The sequence below is a fragment of the Modestobacter sp. VKM Ac-2977 genome, assembly GCF_026968045.1.
Classification (GTDB): domain Bacteria; phylum Actinomycetota; class Actinomycetes; order Mycobacteriales; family Geodermatophilaceae; genus Modestobacter.
In genome coordinates this window covers 623,310-645,867 of sequence record NZ_JAPVBQ010000003.1, presented here as the reverse complement: position 1 = coordinate 645,867, position 22,558 = coordinate 623,310, and the positions used below count along the sequence as shown (strand labels likewise).

Sequence of the window (22,558 nt, the reverse complement as noted above, 5' to 3'; positions counted from 1 at the left end):
TTCAGCGGGCACCGGTCATCAGCTCGGCGGCCCGCTCGCCGATCGCCACGGCCGTCGCCGCCGGTCCACGCGAGGGCACCGTCGGCATCACCGAGGTGTCGACCACCCGCAGGCCCGCCACCCCCCGCACCCGCAGGCGCTGGTCGACGACCGCCCCGGGGTCGGTGGCCGGCCCCATCCGGGCGCTGCCGGCCAGGTGCACCGCGGTCGCCAGGTGGGCCCGGGTCCACCGGTCCAGCTCCCGGTCGTCGGCCAGGACGGCGTCGGGCAGGCCGGTGCGCTCGGCGACCAGCGGGGCGAAGGCGGGGGTGCGCAGCAGTTCGGCGGCCAGCCGGACGCCGGCCCGCAGCTGTCGCCGGTCGGCGTCCGCGGTCAGGTAGCGGTACTGGATCCGTGGCTGCACCAGCGGGTCGGCGCTGGTCAGGCTGATCCGGCCGCGGCTCTCCTCCTGTTGCAGCGCCACCGCCAGGTAGAGGTCGTCCCGCCGACGGGCGGAGTCCAGCAGCCGGGACACCGAGGCGCCCCGCAGTGCCCGCAGCGTCGCCGCGGGCCGGCGCAGCACCTCGGTGACGCCGGACAGCGCCGGGCCCGAGGACCGCGCCAACATCACCTGCCGGAACGGCTTGAGCCACGGCATGACCTCGAGGTGGTCGGCGGTGTTCAGCGCGGTGGCCAGCGGGAGCAGCTCCCGGGGCATCGGCGTGCGCCGGGCCGGCCGGTAGGTCACGTAGACGTCGGGGTGGTCGCTGAACCCCTGACCCACCCCGGGCACGTCGGCGACGACGTCGACGCCGGTGGCCCGCAGGTGGTCGGCGGGGCCGATCCCGGAGAGCAGCAGCAGGTGCGGGGAGCCGACGGCGCCGGCCGACAGCACGACCTCTGCGGCGCGCACCGGGCCGCGGTCGGTCTGCACGCCCACCGCCCGCCCCTGCTCCACCAGCACCCGGGTGACCCGCACCCCGCCGACGACGGTGAGGTCGGGGGACTCCCGGCGTGGGGACAGGTAGGCCATCGCGGTGTTGACCCGCACGCCGTCGGCGACGGTGAACGGCACCGGCCCGTGCCCGGGTGTGCCGTCGGCGTTCTTGTCCGGCTCAGCCGGGAAGCCCAGCGCGTCGCAGGCACCGGCGAAGGCGTCGGTGACCGGGTGCGACCGGTGCACCCGGGTGACCGGCAGCGGGCCCGTCGAGCCGTGGCCGGGGCGGTCGCCGTAGTCGGCGTCGCTCTCGCAGCGGACGAAGGCCGGGCGGAGCGCGTCGGCCGACCACAGGTCGTTGCCCGCGGCGGCCCAGCCGTCCAGGTCGGCCCGGGTGGCCCGGATGAAGTAGGTCCCGTTCAGCGCGCTGGAACCGCCCAGCACCTTCCCCCGCGGCACCGGCCAGCGGAGGTCGTCGGTGAGCTCTCCGGTGAGCTCCCAGTTGGCGGGGTGGCCAGGGGTCGCGGCCCCCATCGTCGCGGCGTCCCGGATCGTCGCCGGGAAGTCCTCGGGGCGCGGGTGGTCGGCGCCGGCCTCCAGGACCAGGACCCGCCGGCCGGCGTCGACCAGCCGGGCGGCCAGCGCGCAGCCCGACGACCCGGCACCGACGACCACGACGTCCCACTCCCCCGTCAGCTCCACCCCAGGGACCCTAGGACGGCGACCGGGGCGGGGTCAGACCAGCCGCACCCGGTCCCCGTCGGGCTCGACCCGGCCCTCGGTGACCAGCTTGGCCAGCGTGGCCCGGGTCGACTGGGCGGCGGCCGGCCAGACGGCCTCCGGCACGGCCGCATAGACGACGGCGACCAGCTCCTCGACCGTCCGGGGCCCCTCGACGAGGGCGTCGAGCAGCTGCTGCTCCCGGTACGCCCGGTGCGCCAGGTAGAACCGCAGCACCGCCCCGGGGTCGGTGGTCAGCTCGGGCCCGTGGCCGCAGTACAGCGCCGCGGGCCCCAGATCGTGCACCCGGCGCAGCGACTCGAGGTAGGCGAGCACGTCGCCCTCGGGGTGGGTGACCACCGAGGTGCCCCGGCCGAGCACGTGGTCGCCGACCAGCACGGCACCCGACGCCAGCCGGAAGGCCAGGTGGTCGGCGGTGTGCCCGGGTGTCGGGACGACGTCCAGGGTCGTGCCCGCCAGCTGCAGCCGCTCTCCCGCCCGGAGCAACCGGCCGCCCGGGCCGGCGACCTCGGCGGTGGCCGCAGCGACCGGCGCACCGAAGTGCCGCCCCCACGGCAGCGCCGCCTCGGCGTGGTCGGCGTGGTGGTGGGTGACCAGCACGGCCACCACCCGGGCGTCCCGGGCGGTCAGCGCGGCCTCGACCGCGGCCAGGTGCCGGGGGTCGTCCGGCCCGGGGTCCACGACGACGGCCTGGCCCGATCCCGGCTCGCCCACCAGGTGGGTGTTGGTGCCGTCCAGCGTCATCGGCGAGGGGTTGGGGGCCAGCACCCGGGTGACCAGGGGCTCGGGGTCCGCGACCGGCGCCATCGTGCCGGGTGCGGGCAGCGCCCAGCTGGTCCGCGGGTCGACGGGGGCGGTCACGGGCAGCACGGTAGCGGGCCCGGCGGGCCCGGATGCCCGCCACCGGGAGCGGTTACCGTCGAGCGCATGCGCGCTCTCACCACCCCGTTCCGCGCCGGACTCTCCGCCGCAGCCGCCGTCGTCCTGCTGGCCGCGTGCGGCAGCGACGACGAGCAGCCCGACGCCACGTCGACCGCCAGCAGCTCCAGCAGCGCCAGCAGTTCCGCGACCACCTCCGACGAGGAGGTGCAGGCGTTCTGCGCCGAGGCCGAGACCGTGCTCACCGCACCCCCGGACGCCGGCCTGACCCAGCAGGAGTCGCTCGACCAGACCATCGCCGACCTGGAGCAGCTGGACCCGCCGGCCGAGATCAGCGCCGACTGGGACGTCCTGGTCCAGACGTTCACCGGCGTGCGGGAGGCCGTCGCCGACGTCGACCTGACCACCCCCGAGGGGCAGGCCAGCGTGGAGGAGGAGCTCGCCGGCCTCGAGGCCGGGGCGACCGACGCCCAGACCCGGCTGGACGCCTGGCTCACGGAGAACTGCGACAACGCCTGAGCCGACGACGCACCGCGGCCCGGCCCCCTCCCCAGGGTGCCGGGCCGCAGTGCGTCCGTGCCGGGCCGTCGTCGCCCGGGTCAGCCGCAGCCGCGGATCGTGATGCCCCGGGCACGCAGCCACGGCACCGGGTCGACCTGGCCGCTGTGCATCTTTCCGTCGGGGTGCACCTCGAAGTGCAGGTGCGGCCCGGTCGACTGACCGCGGTTGCCCACCTCGGCGATCTGCTCACCGGCCGCGACCCGCTCCCCGGCGCGGACGAAGTACCGGTTGACGTGGCCGTACACGGTGATCGCGCCGTCGTCCCCGCGGAGGTAGACCGCCAGCCCGAAGCCGGTCGCCGGCCCCGCCCGCTGGACCACCCCGGCGGTGGCGGCGCGCACCGGCGTGCCGATGGGGGCGCCGATGTCGACGCCGAAGTGCGTGACCCCCCAGCGTGCTCCGAAGCAGCTGCTCGTGATGCCGACGGTCGGCCGGGCGTAGCCGGACCCGGCGGCTTCGGCGTCCGCCTGGAGCGCCTGCTGGTCGTCGGCGAGCGCCTGTGCCCGGGCCCGCTCCTCAGCCAGCCGGGCCGCGGCCTCCTCGGCCGCCTTCTGCTGCTGCCACACCTGGTAGGCGTTGCGCGCTCCCTGGAGCGTGAGCAGCTGGACCTGGGCGTCCTGCAGCTGCTGGTCCAGCGCCGCCTTCTCCGCGGTCACCTGGGTGTACACCGACTGCTGGTTGGCCAGCTGCCGTTCGGCCTCGACCCGCGCCCCCTCGGCCGCCGCCTCGGCCGCCACCTTCTCGTCCCGGGCCGCCCGGGCGGCCGCATCGGCCTGGGCCTGCTGCACCCTGGCCTGCTCCATCACGCCCAGGACGTCGACCTGGTGGTCGCCGACGTAGGACAGCATGGCGGCCTTCTGCACCAGCTCGGCCGGCCCACCGACGTCCAGCAGGGCCATCTCGCTGGTGAGCTCGCCGCCGTTCTTGTAGGTGTCCCGCGAGAACTCGGCGATCCGCGTCTGCGCGGCGGTGACGGCGTCGGCCGCGGCCTGCAGCTGCTCCGCCGTCCGGGCCGCGGCGGCCTCGGCCAGCACCCGGGCCTCCTCCGCCGCGAGGTAGGCGGTGCCGGCTGCCTCGGCCAGCACCTGGACCTGCTCCAGCTGGGCCTCGGTGGCTGCGACCTGCCCGGCGATCCGGCCGACCTCGGCCGCGGCCACGTCCTGCGCCGTCTGGGCGCCGGTGAGCTGCTCGTCGCTCGGGTTCACCGGCTCGGCGTGCGCGATGCCGCCGCCGGCCCCGACCAGCACGGCCGCGACGGCTGCGGTCAGCGCACCGGCCAGCAGTCGGGACGGCCGGCGGCGTCCGGCGCGGACCCGGCGGACGGCCGCCGTGGCCGGGCGCCGCACGTGCTGCGTCATGGTCGCTCCCTGGGGAAGAGGGATGGACGGGTGGGCTCAGCGAGCGTCCCAGTCGCACCACGAGTCACACGGTCAACACGCGCAGCAACCACGAGCCGTCATGAAGTCGTTCGGTCGTCCCCCGGTCCGGTCATCATGTCGACTCGACTGCTCAGGCGCCGCCCGGCTGCCCCAGCTCCTCGGCGAGCCGGGTGAGCTCGTCCCCGCCGGCCATCATGTCGGTCAACTGCTCCCGCGTCACCTCGCCCTTGGCGAAGTCCCCCATGCTCCGGCCACGGTTGAGCAGCAGGAAGCGGTCGCCCACCGGGTGCGCGTGGTGCGGGTTGTGGGTGATGAAGACGACGCCGAGTCCCTGGTCCCGCGCCTGGGCGATGTAGCGCAGCACCACGGCGGCCTGCTTGACGCCCAGCGCCGACGTCGGCTCGTCCAGGATCAGCACCCGCGCCCCGAAGTGCACTGCCCGGGCGATCGCCACCGACTGCCGTTCCCCGCCGGACAGCGTGCCCACCGGCTGGTCGGGGTCGCGGATGTCGATGCCCATCGCCGCCAGTTCCGACCGGGTGACCTCCTTGGCGGTCGTTCGGTCGAACCGCCGGAACGGGCCCCACCCGGTCGTCGGCTCCGAGCCGAGGAAGAAGTTCCGCCAGATGGACATCAGCGGGATCATCGCCAGGTCCTGGTAGACGGTGGCGATGCCGGCGTCCAGCGCGTCGCGCGGCGCACCGAAGTCCACCGGCTCGCCGTCCAGCAGCAGCTCGCCGCGGGTCGGCCGGTGCACGCCGGAGAGCACCTTGATCAGCGTCGACTTGCCGGCGCCGTTGTCGCCGAGCACGCAGGTGACCTGGCCGGCGCGCACGCTGGTGGAGATGCCCTCGAGGGCGATCACCGAGCCGAAGTCCTTGCCGATGCCGCGCAGCTCCAGCAGCGGGGCGCCCCCGGGCGCGTCGGTCGCGGTGCTCATCGCCGGGCCGCCTGGGCGTAGCGCCGGACCAGCCGGTTGGTGAGCACCGCGAGCAGCAGCATGGCCCCGAGGAAGAAGTAGAACCAGTCGGCGTCCCAGTTCAGGTAGACGATCCCCTGCTGGGTCATGCCGAAGATGAGCGCACCCAGTGCCGCGCCGATGGCCGAGCCGAAGCCGCCGGTGAGCAGGCAGCCGCCGATCACCGCGGCGACGATGTAGATCAGCTCCTGCCCGGTGCCCGTGTTGGCCTGCACCGAGGTGAGCCGCACGGCGGTGATCGACCCGACCAGCCAGGCGGCGGTGGCGGTGGTCATGAACAGCACGATCGTCGTCCGCTGAGCCGGGACGCCGACGTTGCGGCTGGCGATCTCGTCACCGCCGGTGGCGAAGACCCAGTTGCCGAAGCGGGTGCGCAGCAGCACCCAGCTGGCCACCGCCGTGACCAGCAGCCACCAGAGGACGGCGATCCGGAACGGCTGCCCGAAGACGTCGACCGTGGAGGCGAGCACCAGCTCGGCCGAGTGGTACCCGGGGGCGTCGGCGATCCCGCGCACGATGACCGTCCCGGTGAACAGCTTGGTCAGCCCCAGGTTCAGCCCCTGCAGCATCAGGAACGTGCCCAGCGTGATGATGAAGCTGGGCAGGCCGGTGCGGGTGACCAGCCAGCCGTTGAAGGCGCCGATGCCCAGGGCCAGCACCAGAGCTGCGGCGATGGCCACCCAGATGTTCTGCTGCAGCTCCACCGCCACGATGCCCACGGTCAGCGCCGTGGTCCCGGTCATCACCCCGGCCGAGAGGTCGAAGTGCCCACCGATCATCAGCAGCGCGACGGCGACCGCCATGATCCCCAGCACCGAGGCCACGTCCAGCCAGTTGGCCACCCCCGCCAGCGACCGGAAGACGTCGGACTGGGCGGAGAAGAAGCCCAGGATGACGACGGCCCCGATGAGCGAGCCGAGCTCGGGCTTGACCAGCAGCCGGCGCCACGGACTGACCCGGGCGACGCGTTCGTCGGCGCGGGCCGGCCCGTCGACGGGCGCCTCCCGGGTCGCGCTCAGCGGGTCCCTGCCGAGGCGAGGTCGGCGATCTCGTCGACGTTCTCCGCGTCGACGATCCCCGGGCCGGTCAGCACCGGCTGGCCGCCCCCGACGGTGTTGAGGTTCTCGGCGTACAGCTGGAGCATCACGATCGGCAGGTAGCCCTGCTCGTACTGCTGCTGGTCGACGGCGAAGGAGATCGTGCCGTCCTGGATCGCGGCGATGACGTCGGCGTTGAGGTCGAAGGTGGCGATCGCGGCGTCGGAACCGGCGTCGGCAGCGGCCGAGGCGGCCACCGAGGCGACGGCGGAGTTCAGCGTCAGCACGGCGTCGATCGAGGGGTCGCTCTGCAGCTGCGAGGTGATCGTCGACTGGGCCGCCTGCAGGTCGTTGATGTCGACCTGCAGCAGCTGCACGTCGCTGCCCAGACCCTGGGAGGCGCCGTCGCACCGCTGCTCGAGGCCGATGTTGCCCGGCTCGTGGACAACGCACAGCACGTTCGTCGCGCCGTCCTGGGCCAGCCGCTGCCCGGCGCCGATGCCGGCGATCGTCTCGTCCTGCCCGACGTGCCCGATCGCGCCGAACTCCGCGGATCGGTCGGCGCCGGAGTTGATCGTCACCACCGGGATGCCTGCCTCCGTCGCGGCGCTGATCGAGTCCTCGAGCGCGTCCGGGTTGGCCATGGAGACCACGATGCCGTCGACGTCCTGGTTGACCGCGGCCTCGATCAGCTGGGACTGCCGCTGCGGGTCGCCGTCGCTCTGGTAGTCGACGCCGACGTCGAGGTCCTCCCCGGCGGCCTCGGCACCGTTCTGCACCACGTCCCAGAAGGCGTCACCGGCCGCCCCGTGGGTGACGACGGCGAAGTCGAGGTCGCCGGAGGCGGCCGTGCCACCGCCGTCCCCGCCCTCGTCGCCACCACCGGAGTTCTCCGTGGAGCAGGCGCTCAGCAACAGGGGTGCCGCCAGGGCGAGTGCGAGCAGCCGCTTGGGTCGAGCCATCGTGTGCGTGTCCTCCTGTGTGGCGGCGCTGCGATGCCCCGCTGGTGTCCTCCACCGGTCGGCCCCGACTCGGGCCCCCGGAGGAGTGTGCGGCACCGGGGTCGGCCGGCGCCTCTGGTCCACCCCTGATCATGCCCGCCGCAGCGGGCGGACACGGCACGGACCTCCTCGTCGAGACCCGGTCGTTGCCGTTGCACCGTCCGCGGAGCGGCAGCAGCGCCCCCGCGGGGGCGCGCGCACGCGGCGGACGGGCGTGCGGCTGCCTAGGCTGCCGGTCGTGGACGTGATGGGCTCCGGGCACGAACAGGTCGTCTTCTGCTCCGACCCCGGGTCGGGGCTGCGCGCGGTGATCGCGGTCTACTCCACCGCGCTCGGCCCGGCACTGGGCGGCACCCGCTTCTTCCCCTACGCCTCCGAGGAGGCCGCGGTGGCCGACGCGCTCGCCCTGTCGAAGGCGATGGCCTACAAGAACAGCCTGGCCGGCCTCGACCTGGGTGGCGGCAAGGCGGTCATCATCGGCGACCCGCACACCGACAAGACCGAGGCTCTCCTGCGCGCCTACGGGCGCTTCGTCGAGAGCCTCGGCGGGCGCTACCTCACTGCCTGCGACGTCGGCACCTACAACGCCGACCTGGACGTCGTGGCCCGGGAGACCCGCTTCGCCCACGGCCGGTCCGAGGCCTTCGGCGGCTGCGGCGACTCCTCGGTGCTCACCGCCTTCGGCGTCTTCCAGGGGATGCGCGCCGCGGCCCAGCACCGCTGGGGCTCCCCGACCCTGGCCGGTCGCACCGTCGCCGTCGCCGGGGTGGGCAAGGTGGGCAGCTGGCTGGTCGACCGGCTGGTGGCCGACGGCGCGTCCGTCGTCGTCACCGACGTCGACCCGGCCGCGGTCGCCCGGGTCCGGGCCCGGCACTCCACGGTGCAGGCGGTCGCCGACACCGCGACCCTGGTGCGCACGCCGCACGACGTCTACGCCCCCTGCGCCCTCGGTGGCGCCCTGGACGACGAGACCGTGGCCGTGCTGCCCGCCGAGATCGTCTGTGGCGGTGCGAACAACCAGCTGGCCCACGCGGGCACCGCCGAGCTGCTGCGCGGCCGTGGCGTCCTCTACGCCCCCGACTACCTGGTGAACGCCGGCGGCGTGATCCAGGTCGAGGACGAGCGGCACGGCTTCTCCTTCCCCCGGGCCGAGTCGAAGACGACCTCGATCTTCGACGTCGCCCTGCGGGTCTTCGCCGCGGCCGACGCCGAGGGCGTCTCCCCGGCCGTGGCCGCCGATCGACTCGCCGAGGAGCGGATGAGCTCGGTGGGGCGGCTGGCGACCATCCGCCTGCCCCGATGACCGGCCACTGCAGCCGAATCGGGTGAGACACCGGTCACATCCACCTCCGGATGAGGCAGCCGGGGGGTGGGCTGCGTGCCCGTGACCGATCCGTGTCGTAAGCTCGGCCAAGGACACAGTCACTCAGTCGGGGTCGCCACACGGGCCGTCCAGCCCAGTGCTGGAGACGACCCGCACTCCGTCACGAGGGGGTCGAGCCATGGGGCGCGGCCGAGCGAAGGCCAAGCAGACACGCGTGGCCCGTGAGCTCAAGTACAGCTCACCCAACACCGACCTCACTGCCCTCCAGCGCGAACTGGCTGGACAGCCGTCGTCATTCCCCTCTCGGGGGCCGAAGGACGACGACGAGGACGACACGCACGTCGGGAGCTGGTCGCAGGACGACGAAGACGACGACTGGGCTGCCAGCCGCTGAACCGGCGACCCAGCCCTCTGTAGCGCGGCGACACCGCTCCTCCTCCGGGAGGAGCGGTGTCGCCGCGCGTCCTGCCCCCGGCAGGTCCCGCCACACGCGCGCGGTGGGGCCGGAGGCCCTCCGTCAGCGGTAGGAGCTGACCAGCCGCGCCGAGGCCTCTCCGTCGTGCGCCCCGACCGTGCCGGCGACCCAGGCCGGGACGCCGCGGGCGAGGAGCTGGTCGACCGCCCGGTCGGCGTGCTCGGGCGCGACCGCGGCCACCATGCCGACGCCGCAGTTGAAGGCCCGCTCGGACTCCGCGCGGGGGACGCCGTGCTCCTCCAGCAGCCGCACCACCGCGGGCAGCGCCCAGGTGCTCCGGTCCAGCACCGCCTCCAGCCCGGCCGGGACGACGCGGACGGTGTTGCCGGCCAGGCCTCCACCGGTGATGTGGGCGAAGGCGTGCACCGTCTCCACGCCCAGCTGCTCCACCAGCGCCAGGCAGTCGCGGGCGTAGATGCGGGTGGGCTCGAGCAGTTCGTCCCCGAGCGGGCGCCCCAGGCCGGCCGGGGTGCCGGTCAGGTCCAGCCCCGCCCGGTCGACGACCCGGCGCACCAGCGAGTAGCCGTTGGAGTGCAGCCCGGAGGAGGCCATGGCGACGATGACGTCACCGGCGCGCACCCGCTCCGGCCCGAGGACGGCGTCGGCCTCCACGACCCCGACCGCGGTGGCGGCCAGGTCGTAGTCGTCGGCACCCATGAGGTCTCCGTGCTCGGCGGTCTCCCCGCCGACCAGCGCGGCACCGGCCTGCGTGCAGCCCTCGGCGATCCCGGTCACGATGGCGGCGATCCGCTCCGGCACGACCCGACCGCAGGCGACGTAGTCCTGCAGGAACAGCGGCTCGGCACCGCAGGCGACCAGGTCGTCGACGACCATGGCGACCAGGTCGATCCCGACGGTGTCGTGCCGGTCCAGGGCCCGGGCCAGCGCGATCTTGGTGCCCACCCCGTCGGTCGAGGAGGCGAGCAGCGGCTTGCGGTACTTGGCGGTGTCCAGGGCGAACAGCCCGGCGAACCCGCCCAGGCCGCCGACGACCTCCGGGCGGTTGGTCTTCTCCACCGCGGCGCGCATCAGGGTGACCGCTCGCTCGCCGGCGTCGATGTCGACGCCGGAGGCGGCGTAGGTCAGCTCGCCCTCATGGGCCGTCACGGCCGGCTCAGCGCGTCGTCGGCACCGCCGGGGACCATCGGGCTGCCGGCCTGCTGGCCGGTCCACCCGGTGACCGCGGAGGCCTCCTCGGTCAGCGCCCGGCGGCCGATCCCCTCGAGGAGGTGCTTGCCCAGCACCTCCGGCTGGCCCAGCGCGATCGGGTACTCGCCGGTGAAGCAGGCCGTGCACAGCCGGTTGGCCGGCTGCTCGGTGGCCGCGATCAGCCCCTGCTCGGAGACGTACCCCAGCGAGTCGGCGTTGATCGAGGCCCGGACGCCGTCGACGTCCAGACCGTTCGCGACCAGCTCGGCCCGGCTGGCGAAGTCGATCCCGTAGAAGCACGGCCACTTCACCGGCGGGGAGGCGATCCGCACGTGCACCTCGAGGGCGCCGGCCTCACGGAGCATCCGGATCAGCGCCCGCTGGGTGTTGCCGCGCACGATCGAGTCGTCGACGACCACCAGGCGCTTGCCCCGGATGACGTCGCGCAGCGGGTTCAGCTTCAGCCGGATGCCCAGCTGCCGGATCGTCTGGCTGGGCTGGATGAAGGTGCGCCCGACGTAGGAGTTCTTGACCAGGCCGAGGCCGTAGGGGATCCCGGAGGCCTCGGCGTACCCGACCGCGGCCGGCGTGCCGGACTCGGGCACCGGGATGACCAGGTCGGCCTCGACCGGGTGCTCCTTGGCCAGCCGGCGGCCGATCTCGACTCGGGCGGCGTGCACGCCGCGGCCGGAGATCGTGGTGTCCGGCCGGGCGAGGTAGACGTACTCGAAGACGCAGCCCTTGGGGTCCGAGGGGGCGAAGTGCTGGCTGCGCAGCCCGTCCTCGTCGATGGCGATCAGCTCACCGGGCTCGACCTCGCGGACGAAGGAGGCGCCGCAGATGTCCAGCGCCGCCGTCTCGCTGGCGACGACCCAGCCGCGCTCCAGCCGGCCGAGGACCAGCGGTCGCACGCCCTGCGGGTCACGCGCGGCGTAGAGGGTGTCCTCGTCCATGAAGGTGAAGCTGAACGCCCCCCGCAGGCGCGGGAGCACCTCCATCGCCGCCGCCTCGACCGACATGTCGGGCTTGGCCGCGATCAGCGAGGTGACCAGGTCGGAGTCGTTGGTGGCGACGAACGCCCCGGCCACACCCTCGTCGGCCGCGGCGCTGGCCAGCTCGGCGGTGTTCACCAGGTTGCCGTTGTGACACAGCGCCAGACCGGTGCCCGCCCCGGTGGTGCGGAACGTCGGCTGGGCGTTCTCCCAGGTGGAGGCCCCGGTGGTGGAGTACCGGGCGTGACCGACGGCGATGTGACCGCGGAGGCTGCCCAGCGTCGGCTCGTCGAACACCTGGCTGACCAGGCCTAGGTCCTTGTAGACCACGACGGAGGAGCCGTCGGACACCGCGATCCCGGCCGCCTCCTGACCGCGGTGCTGGAGGGCGTACAGGCCGAAGTAGGTCAGCTTGGCGACCTCCTCCCCCGGCGCCCAGACCCCGAAGACGCCACAGGCGTCCTGGGGACCGGGGTCCTGGGGATCGAGGTCGTGCGTCAGCCGTCCATCACCGCGAGGCACGGGTGCGAGCGTACCGGCTTCGTCGTCCCCTCCCGGGTGGGACCGCTCACTCGGGAGGGGACGACGGGGGACCGACTAGGCGATGTTGCCCAGCTCGGCGTTGATCGTGGTGTCGTCGCCGTGACCGGTCCTGACCACCGTGTCACCGTGCAGCGTCATCAGCCGGTCGGTGATGGACCGCAGGATCGTCGGCTTGTCGCTGAACGACCGCCCGGTGGCCCCGGGACCACCGCAGAACAGCGTGTCGCCGGTGAAGACGGTGCGCAGGTCGGGCGCGTGCAGGCAGGTGCTGCCCGGGGAGTGCCCGGGGGTGTGCAGCGCGTGCAGCTGCACGTCGCCCACGCCGAACCGGGTGCCCTCGACCAGGTCGTGGTCGGGCTCGGCATCGGGGTGGACGACGTCCCAGAGCATCCGGTCCGCGGGGTTGAGCCAGATCGGTGCCCCGGTGGCCGCGCGCAGGGCGACCGCCGCGGTGATGTGGTCGTTGTGCCCGTGGGTGAGCACGATCCCGGTCACCCGGCGGCCGCCGATCGCCTCGACGATGGGGGCGGCGTCGTGCGGCGCGTCGATGACGAGCACCTCGTCGTCGTCCCCGACCAACCAGACGTTGTTGTCGACGTCGAAGTCCTGCCCGTCGAGGCTGAAGACCCCGCTGACGACGGCCTGCTCGACCCGGGCCCTCACTGGCCGGCCCCCTCGAACACGACCACGGAGCGCAGCACCTCACCGGCGTGCATCTTGTCGAAGGCCGACTCGACGTCCTCCAGGCCGATCGTCTCGCTGACGAAGGCGTCCAGGTCGAACCGGCCCTGCAGGTACAGGTCGATCAGCATCGGGAAGTCCCTGCTGGGCAGGCAGTCGCCGTACCAGGAGGACTTGAGCGCGCCACCGCGGCCGAAGACCTCGATCAGCGGCAGCTCGATCGTCATCGTCGGGTTCGGCACGCCGACCAGGACGACGGTGCCGGCCAGGTCGCGGGCGTTGAACGCCTGCTCGTAGACCGCCGGGTGCCCGACGGCGTCGATCGCGACGTCGACCCCGAACCCGCCGGTGAGCGCCTTGATGGCCTCGACCGCGTCGGTCTCGGCGGAGTTGACCGTGTGCGTGGCACCCATGCCCTTGGCCCACTCGAGCTTCTTGTCGTCGATGTCGACGGCGATGATCGTGCCCGCACCGGCCAGCCGGGAGCCGGCGATCGCGGCGTCACCGACGCCACCGCAGCCGAAGACGGCGACCGAGTCGCCGCGGCCGACCCCGCCGGTGTTGATCGCCGCACCCACGCCGGCCATCACGCCGCAGCCCAGCAGCCCGGCCGCGGTCGGCTTCGCCGCCGGATCGACCTTCGTGCACTGCCCGGAGTGGACCAGCGTCTTCTCGGCGAACGCGCCGATCCCCAGCGCCGGGGAGAGCTCGGTGCCGTCGGCCAGCGTCATCTTCTGCGCGGCGTTGTGGGTGTTGAAGCAGTACCAGGGCTTGCCCTTGGCGCAGGCCCGGCACTCCCCGCACACCGCGCGCCAGTTCAGCACCACGTAGTCGCCGACGGCCACGTTCGTGACGCCCTCGCCGACCGCGGAGACCACGCCGGCCGCCTCGTGGCCCAGCAGGAACGGGAACTCGTCGTTGATCCCGCCCTCCCGGTAGTGCAGATCGGTGTGGCAGACCCCGCACGCCTGGACGTCGACCACCGCCTCACCCGGCCCCGGGTCGGGGACGATGATCGTCTCGATGGTGACCGGAGCACCCTTGCTCAGGGCGACGACGCCCTTGACCTCGTACGGCATGTCGCCAGCCTAGGGAACGACGCCGCCGGTCCGCGCCCCGCTCCCGCACCGTGGAAACGACGGTTGCGCGTGCAACGAATTGGTCTCGGCCTCACCCTGGAGGGGGCCGCCGTGCAGCCGGGATCGTCACACCGTCGTACGGTGCGCTGCGGTCGCGGGATCTGTGTCACACCTGTGGACAGACCACGATCGGGTTGCGCCCGGCCGGGCGCGCCGTTCCCGTTCCTCGGAGGTCGTTCCGTGGCAGTACCCAGCTTCCTGGCCCGGGAGCGCATCATCGCTCGCCCGGGTTTCAACCGGTGGCTCATCCCGCCCGCCGCGCTCGCCGTGCACCTGTGCATCGGCCAGGCCTACGCGACCAGCGTCTACAAGGCCGCGCTCGTCTCGCACTTCGAGTCCAGCCTGACCGCGATCGGCATCATCTTCTCGATCGCCATCGTCATGCTCGGCCTCTCCGCCGCCGTCTTCGGCACCTGGGTGGACAAGAACGGCCCGCGCGCGGCCATGTTCACCGCCGCGTGCTTCTGGTCCGCCGGCTTCCTGGTGGGCGCCCTCGGCATCTCCACCGAGCAGCTGTGGCTGGTCTACCTCGGTTACGGCGTCCTCGGCGGCATCGGGCTGGGCATCGGCTACATCTCCCCGGTCTCCACGCTGATCAAGTGGTTCCCGGACCGGCCGGGCCTGGCCACCGGCATGGCGATCATGGGCTTCGGTGGTGGCGCGCTCATCGCCTCGCCGCTGTCCCGCCAGCTGATGAACTGGTACGACCCGACCTACGACGGCACCGTCGGCACCACGCCGACGGGTGCGGCCGTCGCCCAGCTGTTCGTCACCCTGGGCCTGGTCTACCTGGTCTTCATGATGTTCGGCGCGTTCATCGTCCGGGTCCCGGCACCCGACTGGCGCCCCGACGGCTTCGACCCGTCCGCGGTCAAGGCCAAGTCCCTGGTGACGACGGAGAACGTCTCCGCCAACAACGCCATCAAGACCCCGCAGTTCTGGCTGCTGTGGACGGTGCTGTTCTGCAACGTCACCGCCGGCATCGGCATCCTCGAGCAGGCCGCCCCGATGATCCAGGACTTCTTCCGCAACGGTGAGACCTCCACGGTCGTCGCCGCGACGGCCGCCGGCTTCGTCGGTCTGCTCTCGCTGTTCAACATGGCCGGCCGCTTCGTGTGGTCCACGACGTCGGACTACATCGGCCGCAAGCCGATCTACATGGTGTACCTGGGTGTCGGCCTGGTGCTGTACGTCCTGCTGGCCACCGTCGGCAGCACCGCCACCTGGGTCTTCGTGATCCTCGCGGCGATCATCATCTCGTTCTACGGCGGTGGCTTCGCCACGGTGCCGGCCTACCTGCGGGACCTCTTCGGGACCTACCAGGTCGGCGCCATCCACGGCCGGCTGCTGACCGCCTGGGCGGCCGCGGGCATCGCCGGCCCGCTGATCATCAACGGCGTCCTCGACGCCCGTGGCACGCCGGGTCAGCTCACCGCCGGTGACTACCGGCCGGCGCTGTTCATCATGGTCGGCCTGCTGGCCGTCGGCTTCATCGCCAACCTGATGATCAAGCCGGTCGCCGAGAAGTGGTTCGAGCCGAAGAACACCGACGCCCCCACCACGGCGTCCACCACCGGAGATCGGAGCCTCTCGCGATGAGCACCCCCCAGCACGCAGGTGACCAGAAGGCCACCACGCACACCCCGACCGCCCTGGTCGCCTTCGCCTGGGCCCTGGTCGGCGTCCCGCTCGCCTACGGGCTGTACAACACGGTGAAGGCGGCCAGCGCGCTCTTCGGCGGCTGATCCACCCGCACCACGCAGCACAGCGCCCCTCCTGCCACCGGCAGGAGGGGCGCTGTCGTCGAGGGGCCACCCACCAGCGCAGTTGACCATCGACGGACGGCGGCGCCCACCGGCGTGGCGGGCAGCCGTTCGCCGATGATCAACAGGGCGGGAGGGGTGGCCCGGCGGATCGGACCGCGCGCAGCGGGAGGTGCTCGGAGAGGTCGGCGCGGTTGCCGCTGGCGCTGACCCTGCCCTCCCCCACCGCCTCGGCCCAGGACAGGGCGCCGGTCGCCAGCCGCAGCCAGGTGGCGGCGTCGGTCTCGACCACGTTGGGCGGGGTGCCGCGGGTGTGCCGCGGCCCGGGCACGCACTGCACCGCCACGAACGGCGGCACCCGCAGCTCGACCGAGCGCCCGGGCACGTGCTGGGCCAGCCAGCGCGCCGAGGTCTTCACCGCAGCCCCCAGCACCGCGCGGGGCGGCTGCTCGGCCTCCCCGGCCAGCCAGCCGGCCGTGGGGGCGAGCGCCGCCCGCAGGTCCTCCGCCGAGATCGGCGCGGCGCCGGGCATCAGACCGGGGCCATCAGCGCGGAGCCAGCACAGCGGACACGAGGTCAGCTCGTCGGGACGGTGCCCGCCGGGACGGTGCCCACCGCGACCTCCGGGCTGCCGAACAGCGCCGGCAGGGTCGCCGTCCACGCCGCCCGGAGCTCGGCCAGCGGCAGCTCCAGCAGACCGTCCAGCACCAGGGCGTCGCCGCCCGTCGTGCCGAGCTCGGTGACCGGCACGCCCGCCGCCTCGGCCGCCGCGCGCACCGCGGCCGGGTCGGCGGTGGTGACGACGACGCGGGCCACCGACTCGCCGAACAGCGCCGCCGTCGGGTCGCCGGGGACGGCCAGCCGGGCACCGGTGCCGTACCGCAGCGCCGACTCGGTCAGCGCCTGCGCCAGCCCGCCGTCGGCCAGGTCGTGCGCCGAGCTGACCAGCCCGTCGGCCGCCAGGGCCGTGAGCACCTCGCCCAGCGCGCGCTCGGCGGGCAGGTCCAGCCGGGGCGGCAGCCCGCCCAGGTGGCCGTGGACGACCGCGGCCCAGGCCGAGCCGCCGAACTCCGGCCGGGTCTCCCCCAGCAGCAGCACGGCCTCGCCTGCGGTCCGCCAGCCGGTCGGCACCCGCCGGGTGACGTCGGCGTGCACGCCCAGCACCCCGATCACCGGGGTGGGGTTGATCGCGACGTCCCCGGTCTGGTTGTAGAGGCTCACGTTGCCGCCGGTGACCGGCAGGCCGAGCTCGCGGCAGCCGTCGGCCAGGCCGCGGACGGCCTCGGTGAACTGCCACATCACCTCGGGGTTCTCCGGGGAGCCGAAGTTCAGGCAGTTGGTGACCGCCAGCGGCTTGGCACCGGAGACGGCGACGTTGCGGTAGGCCTCGGCCAGGTTCAGCTGGGCGCCGGTGTAGGGGTCCAGCCGGGCATAGCGGGCGTTGCCGTCCAGCGACAGCGCGATGCCCAGGTTGCTGGACTCGTCGATCCGCAGGACGCCGGCGTCCTCCGGCTGGGCGAGCACGGTGTTGCCCCGCACGTAGCGGTCGTACTGCTCGGTGACCCAGCTCTTGTCCGCGCCGTCCGGGCTGGAGACGATCGCCAGCCAGTCGGCCCGCAGGTCGGCCGAGGACGACGGCGGGACATCGGCCTGCAGCGCGTCCAGGTCGGCCGGGCGGGCCATCGGGCGCTCGTAGCGCGGCCCCTCCAGGGCGACCGTGCGCGGCGGGACGTCGACGATCCGCTCGCCGTGCCAGTCGATGGTGAGCCGGTCGCCGTCGGTGACCTCACCGATGACGGTGGCCAGCACGTCCCACTTGGCGCAGACGGCGAGGAACTCGTCGACCTTGCCCGGCTCGACGACGGCGCACATCCGCTCCTGGGACTCGCTCATCAGGATCTCGGCCGGGGTGAGCGTGGAGTCCCGCAGCGGGACGGCGTCCAGGTCGATCGCCATGCCGCCGGAACCGGCCGCAGCCAGCTCGCTGGTGGCGCAGGAGATGCCGGCGCCGCCGAGGTCCTGGATCCCGGTGACCAGGCCGGCGGCGAAGATCTCCAGGCAGGCCTCGATCAGCAGCTTCTCGGTGAACGGGTCGCCGACCTGCACCGCCGGGCGCTTGGCCGGGCCCTCGGCGTCGAAGGTCTCGCTGGCCAGCACCGAGACGCCGCCGATGCCGTCGCCGCCGGTGCGGGCACCGAAGAGGACCACCTTGTTGCCGGTGCCCTCGGCCTTGGCCAGCTGCAGCTCCTCGTGCCGCAGCACGCCGACGCACAGGGCGTTGACCAGCGGGTTCCCGGCGTAGCAGTCGTCGAAGAGCAGCTCGCCGCCGATGTTGGGCAGGCCCAGGCAGTTGCCGTAGCCGCCGACCCCGGCGACCACGCCGGGCAGCACCCGGGCGGTGTCGGGGGCGTCGGCGCGGCCGAAGCGCAGCGAGTCCATGACGGCGATCGGGCGGGCGCCCATGGTGAGGATGTCGCGGACGATGCCGCCGACGCCGGTCGCCGCGCCCTGGTAGGGCTCGACGTAGCTCGGGTGGTTGTGCGACTCGACCTTGAAGGTGACCGCGTAGCCCTCGCCGACGTCGACCACGCCGGCGTTCTCGCCCATGCCGACCAGCAGGGCGTCGCTCTTCGGCAGGTCGGCGAACCGGCGGAGGTGGACCTTCGACGACTTGTACGAGCAGTGCTCGCTCCACATCACCGAGTACATCGCCAGCTCGGCGGTGGTCGGCCGGCGGCCGAGGATCTCCCGGATCCGGGTGTACTCGTCGTCCTTGAGCCCCAGCTCGGCGTAGGGCTGCGCGTCGTCGGGGTGCCGGGTGGCCAGCGCGACGGTGTCCAGCCGGTTCGTCCGGCCCGGGGCGGTGTCCAGCTCGGAGAGGCCCTCGGTGGCGCTCACGCGGCGACCATCGCGGTGAGCACAGAGGTGAAGAAGCCCAGGCCGTCGGTGCTCGGACCGGTGAGGTCCTCGACCGCGTGCTCCGGGTGCGGCATCAGCCCGACCACCCGTCCGTCGGCGCTGGTGACCCCGGCGATGTCCCGGGAGCTGCCGTTGGGGTTGCCGTCGACATAGCGCACGACCACCCGGCCCTCGCCCTCCAGCCGGTCCAGGTCGGCGTCGGCGGCCACGTAGCGGCCCTCGCCGTTCTTCACCGGGACGACGATCCGCTGCCCCTGCTGGAACGCCGTCGTCCAGGCGGTGTCGGCCCGCTCGACGAGCAGCCCCTGGTCGCGGTTGCGGAAGTGCAGGTGGCTGTTGCGGGTCAGCGCCCCGGGCAGCAGCCCGGCCTCGCACAGCACCTGGAAGCCGTTGCAGATGCCCAGCACCGGCAGGCCGCCGTGCGCCGCCGCCACGACGTCCTGCATGAGCGGCGAGCGCGCCGCGATCGCCCCGGCGCGCAGGTAGTCGCCGTAGGAGAACCCGCCGGGCAGGACGACGGCGTCGACGTCCTTCAGGTCGTGGTCGCCGTGCCAGAGGGACACGGGCTCGGCGCCGGCGAGCCGCACGGCGCGTGCGGCGTCGACGTCGTCCAGGGAACCCGGGAAGGTGATGACACCGATGCGCACTGGGTCTCTCTCAGTCGGTGGTGCGAGCGGGGAGGTGCAGCTCGACGTCCTCGATGACGGGGTTGGCCAGCAGCGTCTCGGCGATCTGCCGGAGCTCGGCCTCGTCGGGCTTGCCGTCGACCTCGAGCACGAAGTGCTTGCCCTGGCGGACACTGCGCACCCCGGTGTGACCGAGGCGGCCGAGGGCGCCGAGCACCGCCTGCCCCTGGGGATCGGAGATCTCTGGCTTCAGGACGACGTCGACGACCACCTGGGACACGCCGATGAGGGTACCGGCCCGGCGAAGGGCGCTGACACCACGCCGGTCGGCGGACCGGTCGTGCACGACCGACCGCCCGCTGCCCGGTGTCCTCCGACCGGGGCTCATCCGAACGGGTCACCGACCTGCACCGTTGTGCTGGACAACCGGCCCCGACTGCCGATGATGGGCCCGGACACGGTCGCCACCGGGCGGTCGGCGAGGTGGACGGAGGAGCACGGGATGGTCGCCGGAGTGCCCAACGTGGACCACCCAGCCGCCGCCACCGCGCTCAGCGTCCTCCCCCTCGGGCGCGACGAGGCGCTCACCGCCCGGGTCCGCCGGGAGAGCGAGTCGTACCTCTACCTCAGCGCACCGCGCAACGCCCTCGGGGAGGCCACCCCCTTCGTCGACCGGGACATGCTGGAGCTGTCCTGGCAGGCCGACGACGGGCTCCGGTCCGTCCCGGCCGACGCGGTGGCGGTCGCCGACGACGGGCTGTGGAAGGTCAAGGTCACCGGCCCGGCCAGCAAGATCCAGCGCCGCGACGCCGTCCGCGCCCCCATCGGGCTGTCGGTGACCCTCTCCTGGGACCGCGCCACCCTGGTCGGGAGCACCGTCGACCTAAGCGAGGGCGGGCTGCTCGCCGTCTTCCGCCCGCACGGCGACCTGGGCGTGGGCGTCCCGTTCCCGACGAGGGACCAGTCACTCACCCTCTCGCTCGACCTCTACTCCGACGAGCTCGTCACCGAGGTGGCGCTGGTCCGCCGTCGGCCTCGGCAGGACAACCTGCACGAGTGGTCGCTGCGCTTCGTCGACCTGCCCGAACCGGCCGCCGACCTGATCCGCTCCCACGTCTTCACCGCGCTGCGCAACGCCCGCGCCCGCGGCATCGCCGCCATCTACTGAGCCCTCTCCCCACCGACATGGCCATCTTGGTGGCTCGGGTGGCTCAGTTCCAGGGCAGGCCGGTGAGCTGTTCGTAGGCCCGGACGTAGCGGTCGCGGGTGGCGGCGACGACGTCCTCCGGGAGCTCCGGCGGCGGGGACACCCGGTCCCAGCCGGAGGTGGTCAGCCAGTCCCGGACGTACTGCTTGTCGAAGGAGGGCTGCGGCGCCCCCGGCGACCAGGTCATCGCCGGCCAGAAGCGCGACGAGTCCGGGGTCAGCACCTCGTCGGCCAGCACCAGGCCGTCAGCGGCCGTGCCGAACTCGAACTTGGTGTCGGCCAGCACGATCCCGGCCTGCTCGGCGATCTCCGCGCCGCGGCGGTAGAGCGCCAGGGTCAGCGACCGCAGCGCCTCGGCCCGGTCGGCACCGACCGCGTCGACCACCTGGGCGAACCCGATCGCCTCGTCGTGCTCGCCCACCTCGGCCTTGGTCGACGGGGTGAACACCGGCTCGGGCAGCCGAGAACCCTCGACCAGCCCGGCCGGGAGCGGGACGTCGACGATCGCACCCGTGCGCTGGTACTCGACCGTGCCCGACCCGGACAGGTAGCCGCGGGCCACGCACTCCACCGGGAGCATCTCCAGCCGCCGGACCAGCATCGACCGGCCGGCCAGCTCGGCCGGGACGCCGGAGGCGAGCAGGTCGTCGCCGGCGGCCAGCAGGTGGTGCTCCGCGCCGTGCTCGGCCAGCACCGGCGCCAGCTGCTCGAACCACCACACCGACAGCGCGGTGAGCACCCGCCCCTTGTCCGGGATCGGGGTGGGGAGCACGTGGTCGTAGGCGGAGACCCGGTCGCTGGCGACGAGCAGCAGCCGGTCGCGGTCGACGGCGTAGACCTCGCGGACCTTGCCCTGGGCGACGAGCTCGAAGGGCAGGCTCACGACAGCGCGGCCAGCCGGTCGAACAGCGGCCCCAGGTTCGCCACGTACTGCTCCGGCCGGCAGATCTCGTCCAGCCGGGCCTCGTCCAGCGTCACGCCGTCCTCACCCGCCCGCTCGCGCAGCGTCTGCCGGAACGGGGTGCCGTCGGACCAGGTGCGCATCGCCGCCGACTGGACGAGCGCGTAGGCCTGCTCGCGGCTCATCCCGCCCTCGACCAGCTCCAGCAGCACCGACGAGGTGTAGATCAGCCCGCCGGTGGACTCCAGGTTCGCGCGCATCCGGTCGGCGTCGACGACCAGGTTCTCCACCAGGCCGGCGGTCAGGTCCAGCAGGTAGTCGGTGGTGATCGCCGCGTCGGGGAGGAACACCCGCTCGGTGGAGGAGTGCGAGATGTCCCGCTCGTGCCACAGCGGGATGCCCTCCATCACCGGCACGATCGCCGCACGCACGACCCGGGCCAGCCCGGCGATCCGCTCGGAGCGGATCGGGTTCTTCTTGTGCGGCATGGCGCTGGAGCCCTTCTGGCCCTTGCCGAACGCCTCGGACAGCTCACGCACCTCGGTGCGCTGGCCGTGCCGCACCTCGAGGGCGATCGCCTCGCACACCGTGGCGATGACGGCCAGCGCGGACACCCACTCGCTGATCCCGTCGCGCAGCACCACCTGGGTGGACGCGTCGGCCGCGCGCAGGTCCAGCGCCTCCGCCACGGCGACCTCGACCGAGGGGTCGATCAGCGAGTAGGTGCCGACGGCGCCGGAGATGGCCACCACGCCGACGGCCGCACGGGCCCGGCGCAGCCGGTCCCGGGACCGGGCCATGGCGAAGGCGAGGTCGGCGACCCGGTGGCCCCAGACCACCGGCTCGGCGTGCACCCCGTGGGTGCGGCCCACCTTGATCGTGTCCCGGTGCGCCAGGCCGTGGTCGCGGAGCGCCACGACCAGCCGGTCGGCCTTGGCCAGCAGCACGTCGGTGGCGTCGGTGAGCTGGACGGCGAGCGCGGTGTCCAGCAGGTCCGAGGAGGTCATGCCGTGGTGCACGTAGGCCGCGGCCGAGCGCGGCTCGGTGTTGTCGGCCCAGGCGGTGAGGAAGGCGATGACGTCGTGCTGCGTCGTCTCCTCGATCTCCGCAACCCGCGCAGGGGTGGGCGGCGGCGCGTTGCGCACCGGCTCGACGACGTCGGCGGGCACCCGCCCGGCGGCCGCGTGCGCCTCCAGCACGAGCGTCTCGACCCGGCACCACAGGTCGTACTTGTGCTGGTCGCTCCAGACCCGGCCCATCTCCGGCAGGGTGTACCTGTCGATCATGCGGGCACCGCTTCGGACCGGTCAGCTCGTCGCACCACGGCCCCATCCTCTCGCACCGCT

At 73.5% G+C, this 22,558-nt stretch carries 22 protein-coding genes; 6 read left to right on the top strand and 16 right to left on the bottom strand.

Annotated features, from left to right (window positions below):
• Nucleotide 1 precedes the first annotated feature (1 nt).
• The gene (gene mftG / locus O2V63_RS15915; RefSeq protein ID WP_269168531.1) at nucleotides 2-1,618 is read right to left on the bottom strand and encodes a mycofactocin dehydrogenase MftG; all 1,617 of its coding nucleotides are present in this window, start codon (nucleotides 1,616-1,618) and stop codon (nucleotides 2-4) included.
• Between the two features lie 33 nt (nucleotides 1,619-1,651).
• Entirely contained in the window at nucleotides 1,652-2,518 is an 867-nt protein-coding gene (locus O2V63_RS15910) for an MBL fold metallo-hydrolase (protein ID WP_269168530.1), read from the bottom strand.
• 66 nt (nucleotides 2,519-2,584) lie between these two features.
• On the opposite strand from O2V63_RS15910, the gene O2V63_RS15905 reads away from it, so the two are divergent.
• Entirely contained in the window at nucleotides 2,585-3,055 is a 471-nt protein-coding gene (locus O2V63_RS15905) for a hypothetical protein (RefSeq protein WP_269168529.1), read from the top strand.
• Between the two features lie 80 nt (nucleotides 3,056-3,135).
• Here the strand turns inward: O2V63_RS15905 and O2V63_RS15900 are convergent, their stop codons facing one another.
• The 4 genes from O2V63_RS15900 to O2V63_RS15885 all read right to left on the bottom strand — a co-directional run bounded on the left by O2V63_RS15900 (nucleotide 3,136) and on the right by O2V63_RS15885 (nucleotide 7,454).
• On the bottom strand, nucleotides 3,136-4,455 hold the full coding sequence (locus O2V63_RS15900) for a M23 family metallopeptidase (RefSeq protein ID WP_269168528.1): 1,320 nt from the start codon (nucleotides 4,453-4,455) through the stop codon (nucleotides 3,136-3,138).
• A 151-nt stretch (nucleotides 4,456-4,606) separates the two neighbouring features.
• Nucleotides 4,607-5,416, bottom strand: a complete 810-nt coding sequence (locus O2V63_RS15895) for an ATP-binding cassette domain-containing protein (protein WP_269168527.1) — start codon at nucleotides 5,414-5,416, stop codon at nucleotides 4,607-4,609.
• Nucleotides 5,413-6,297 carry an ABC transporter permease gene (locus tag O2V63_RS15890; RefSeq protein ID WP_269168526.1) on the bottom strand — a complete coding sequence of 295 codons (885 nt, stop codon included), beginning with the start codon at nucleotides 6,295-6,297 and terminating at the stop codon, nucleotides 5,413-5,415. Before O2V63_RS15890 ends, O2V63_RS15895 begins: the two co-directional genes overlap by 4 nt.
• 173 nt (nucleotides 6,298-6,470) lie before the next feature.
• The gene (locus O2V63_RS15885; protein ID WP_269168525.1) at nucleotides 6,471-7,454 is read right to left on the bottom strand and encodes a sugar ABC transporter substrate-binding protein; all 984 of its coding nucleotides are present in this window, start codon (nucleotides 7,452-7,454) and stop codon (nucleotides 6,471-6,473) included.
• Nucleotides 7,455-7,740: 286 nt separating this feature from the next.
• Here O2V63_RS15885 and O2V63_RS15880 point away from each other — a divergent pair, with 286 nt between their 5' ends.
• Together O2V63_RS15880 and O2V63_RS15875 are read left to right on the top strand one after the other, a co-directional pair.
• The gene (locus O2V63_RS15880; RefSeq protein ID WP_269168658.1) at nucleotides 7,741-8,796 is read left to right on the top strand and encodes a Glu/Leu/Phe/Val family dehydrogenase; all 1,056 of its coding nucleotides are present in this window, start codon (nucleotides 7,741-7,743) and stop codon (nucleotides 8,794-8,796) included.
• A 199-nt stretch (nucleotides 8,797-8,995) separates the two neighbouring features.
• Nucleotides 8,996-9,211: a DUF3073 domain-containing protein gene (locus tag O2V63_RS15875; protein WP_036336377.1), complete on the top strand. Its 216-nt coding sequence runs from the start codon at nucleotides 8,996-8,998 to the stop codon at nucleotides 9,209-9,211.
• Between the two features lie 123 nt (nucleotides 9,212-9,334).
• Here the strand turns inward: O2V63_RS15875 and purM are convergent, their stop codons facing one another.
• From purM to O2V63_RS15855, 4 genes are all read right to left on the bottom strand, one after another.
• On the bottom strand, nucleotides 9,335-10,399 hold the full coding sequence (purM, locus tag O2V63_RS15870; RefSeq protein WP_269168524.1) for a phosphoribosylformylglycinamidine cyclo-ligase: 1,065 nt from the start codon (nucleotides 10,397-10,399) through the stop codon (nucleotides 9,335-9,337).
• A complete protein-coding gene (purF, locus tag O2V63_RS15865; RefSeq protein ID WP_269168523.1) occupies nucleotides 10,396-11,955 on the bottom strand; it encodes an amidophosphoribosyltransferase in 1,560 nt (519 codons plus the stop codon). Before purF ends, purM begins: the two co-directional genes overlap by 4 nt.
• Nucleotides 11,956-12,030: 75 nt before the next feature.
• Complete coding sequence (locus O2V63_RS15860) at nucleotides 12,031-12,639, bottom strand: MBL fold metallo-hydrolase (protein WP_269168522.1); 609 nt, start codon at nucleotides 12,637-12,639, stop codon at nucleotides 12,031-12,033.
• Nucleotides 12,636-13,736 (bottom strand): S-(hydroxymethyl)mycothiol dehydrogenase, encoded by a 1,101-nt coding sequence (locus O2V63_RS15855; RefSeq protein ID WP_269168521.1) that lies wholly within the window; start codon nucleotides 13,734-13,736, stop codon nucleotides 12,636-12,638. The genes O2V63_RS15860 and O2V63_RS15855 overlap by 4 nt, the downstream gene beginning before the upstream one ends.
• Before the next feature lie 240 nt (nucleotides 13,737-13,976).
• On the opposite strand from O2V63_RS15855, the gene O2V63_RS15850 reads away from it, so the two are divergent.
• Together O2V63_RS15850 and O2V63_RS15845 are read left to right on the top strand one after the other, a co-directional pair.
• Nucleotides 13,977-15,395 (top strand): OFA family MFS transporter, encoded by a 1,419-nt coding sequence (locus O2V63_RS15850; RefSeq protein ID WP_269168520.1) that lies wholly within the window; start codon nucleotides 13,977-13,979, stop codon nucleotides 15,393-15,395.
• Nucleotides 15,392-15,541, top strand: a complete 150-nt coding sequence (locus O2V63_RS15845; protein ID WP_269168519.1) for an MFS transporter small subunit — start codon at nucleotides 15,392-15,394, stop codon at nucleotides 15,539-15,541. Before O2V63_RS15850 ends, O2V63_RS15845 begins: the two co-directional genes overlap by 4 nt.
• Nucleotides 15,542-15,680: 139 nt before the next feature.
• On the opposite strand, the gene O2V63_RS15840 is transcribed toward O2V63_RS15845, so the two are convergent.
• The 4 genes from O2V63_RS15840 to purS are packed head-to-tail and all read right to left on the bottom strand — an operon-like array spanning nucleotide 15,681 to nucleotide 19,384.
• Entirely contained in the window at nucleotides 15,681-16,091 is a 411-nt protein-coding gene (locus O2V63_RS15840; protein ID WP_269168518.1) for a sterol carrier family protein, read from the bottom strand.
• Nucleotides 16,092-16,135: 44 nt separating this feature from the next.
• Nucleotides 16,136-18,457 (bottom strand): phosphoribosylformylglycinamidine synthase subunit PurL, encoded by a 2,322-nt coding sequence (gene purL / locus O2V63_RS15835; RefSeq protein WP_269168517.1) that lies wholly within the window; start codon nucleotides 18,455-18,457, stop codon nucleotides 16,136-16,138.
• Nucleotides 18,454-19,125, bottom strand: coding sequence for a phosphoribosylformylglycinamidine synthase subunit PurQ (gene purQ / locus O2V63_RS15830; RefSeq protein WP_269168516.1), 672 nt, complete (start codon nucleotides 19,123-19,125; stop codon nucleotides 18,454-18,456). The genes purL and purQ overlap by 4 nt, the downstream gene beginning before the upstream one ends.
• 10 nt (nucleotides 19,126-19,135) lie before the next feature.
• Nucleotides 19,136-19,384 (bottom strand): phosphoribosylformylglycinamidine synthase subunit PurS, encoded by a 249-nt coding sequence (purS, locus tag O2V63_RS15825; protein WP_269168515.1) that lies wholly within the window; start codon nucleotides 19,382-19,384, stop codon nucleotides 19,136-19,138.
• A 222-nt stretch (nucleotides 19,385-19,606) separates the two neighbouring features.
• Between purS and O2V63_RS15820 the strand changes: the two genes are divergently transcribed.
• Nucleotides 19,607-20,272, top strand: coding sequence for a PilZ domain-containing protein (locus O2V63_RS15820; protein ID WP_269168514.1), 666 nt, complete (start codon nucleotides 19,607-19,609; stop codon nucleotides 20,270-20,272).
• Between the two features lie 43 nt (nucleotides 20,273-20,315).
• Here O2V63_RS15820 and O2V63_RS15815 read toward each other — a convergent pair whose 3' ends face one another.
• Complete coding sequence (locus O2V63_RS15815; protein ID WP_269168513.1) at nucleotides 20,316-21,194, bottom strand: phosphoribosylaminoimidazolesuccinocarboxamide synthase; 879 nt, start codon at nucleotides 21,192-21,194, stop codon at nucleotides 20,316-20,318.
• Nucleotides 21,191-22,498: an adenylosuccinate lyase gene (purB, locus tag O2V63_RS15810; RefSeq protein WP_269168512.1), complete on the bottom strand. Its 1,308-nt coding sequence runs from the start codon at nucleotides 22,496-22,498 to the stop codon at nucleotides 21,191-21,193. The genes O2V63_RS15815 and purB overlap by 4 nt, the downstream gene beginning before the upstream one ends.
• Nucleotides 22,499-22,558 lie beyond the last annotated feature (60 nt).

Bases quoted from the DNA above. Each gene is read 5' to 3' on its own strand.
- O2V63_RS15840 (WP_269168518.1), bottom strand. From the start codon at position 16,091: ATGCCCGGCGCCGCGCCGATCTCGGCGGAGGACCTGCGGGCGGCGCTC.
- O2V63_RS15875 (WP_036336377.1), top strand. From the start codon at position 8,996: ATGGGGCGCGGCCGAGCGAAGGCCAAGCAGACACGCGTGGCCCGTGAG.
- O2V63_RS15885 (WP_269168525.1), bottom strand. From the start codon at position 7,454: ATGGCTCGACCCAAGCGGCTGCTCGCACTCGCCCTGGCGGCACCCCTG.
- O2V63_RS15820 (WP_269168514.1), top strand. From the start codon at position 19,607: ATGGTCGCCGGAGTGCCCAACGTGGACCACCCAGCCGCCGCCACCGCG.
- O2V63_RS15895 (WP_269168527.1), bottom strand. From the start codon at position 5,416: ATGAGCACCGCGACCGACGCGCCCGGGGGCGCCCCGCTGCTGGAGCTG.
- O2V63_RS15880 (WP_269168658.1), top strand. From the start codon at position 7,741: ATGGGCTCCGGGCACGAACAGGTCGTCTTCTGCTCCGACCCCGGGTCG.
- O2V63_RS15905 (WP_269168529.1), top strand. From the start codon at position 2,585: ATGCGCGCTCTCACCACCCCGTTCCGCGCCGGACTCTCCGCCGCAGCC.
- O2V63_RS15855 (WP_269168521.1), bottom strand. From the start codon at position 13,736: ATGCCGTACGAGGTCAAGGGCGTCGTCGCCCTGAGCAAGGGTGCTCCG.
- purB (WP_269168512.1), bottom strand. From the start codon at position 22,498: ATGATCGACAGGTACACCCTGCCGGAGATGGGCCGGGTCTGGAGCGAC.
- O2V63_RS15900 (WP_269168528.1), bottom strand. From the start codon at position 4,455: ATGACGCAGCACGTGCGGCGCCCGGCCACGGCGGCCGTCCGCCGGGTC.
- O2V63_RS15845 (WP_269168519.1), top strand. From the start codon at position 15,392: ATGAGCACCCCCCAGCACGCAGGTGACCAGAAGGCCACCACGCACACC.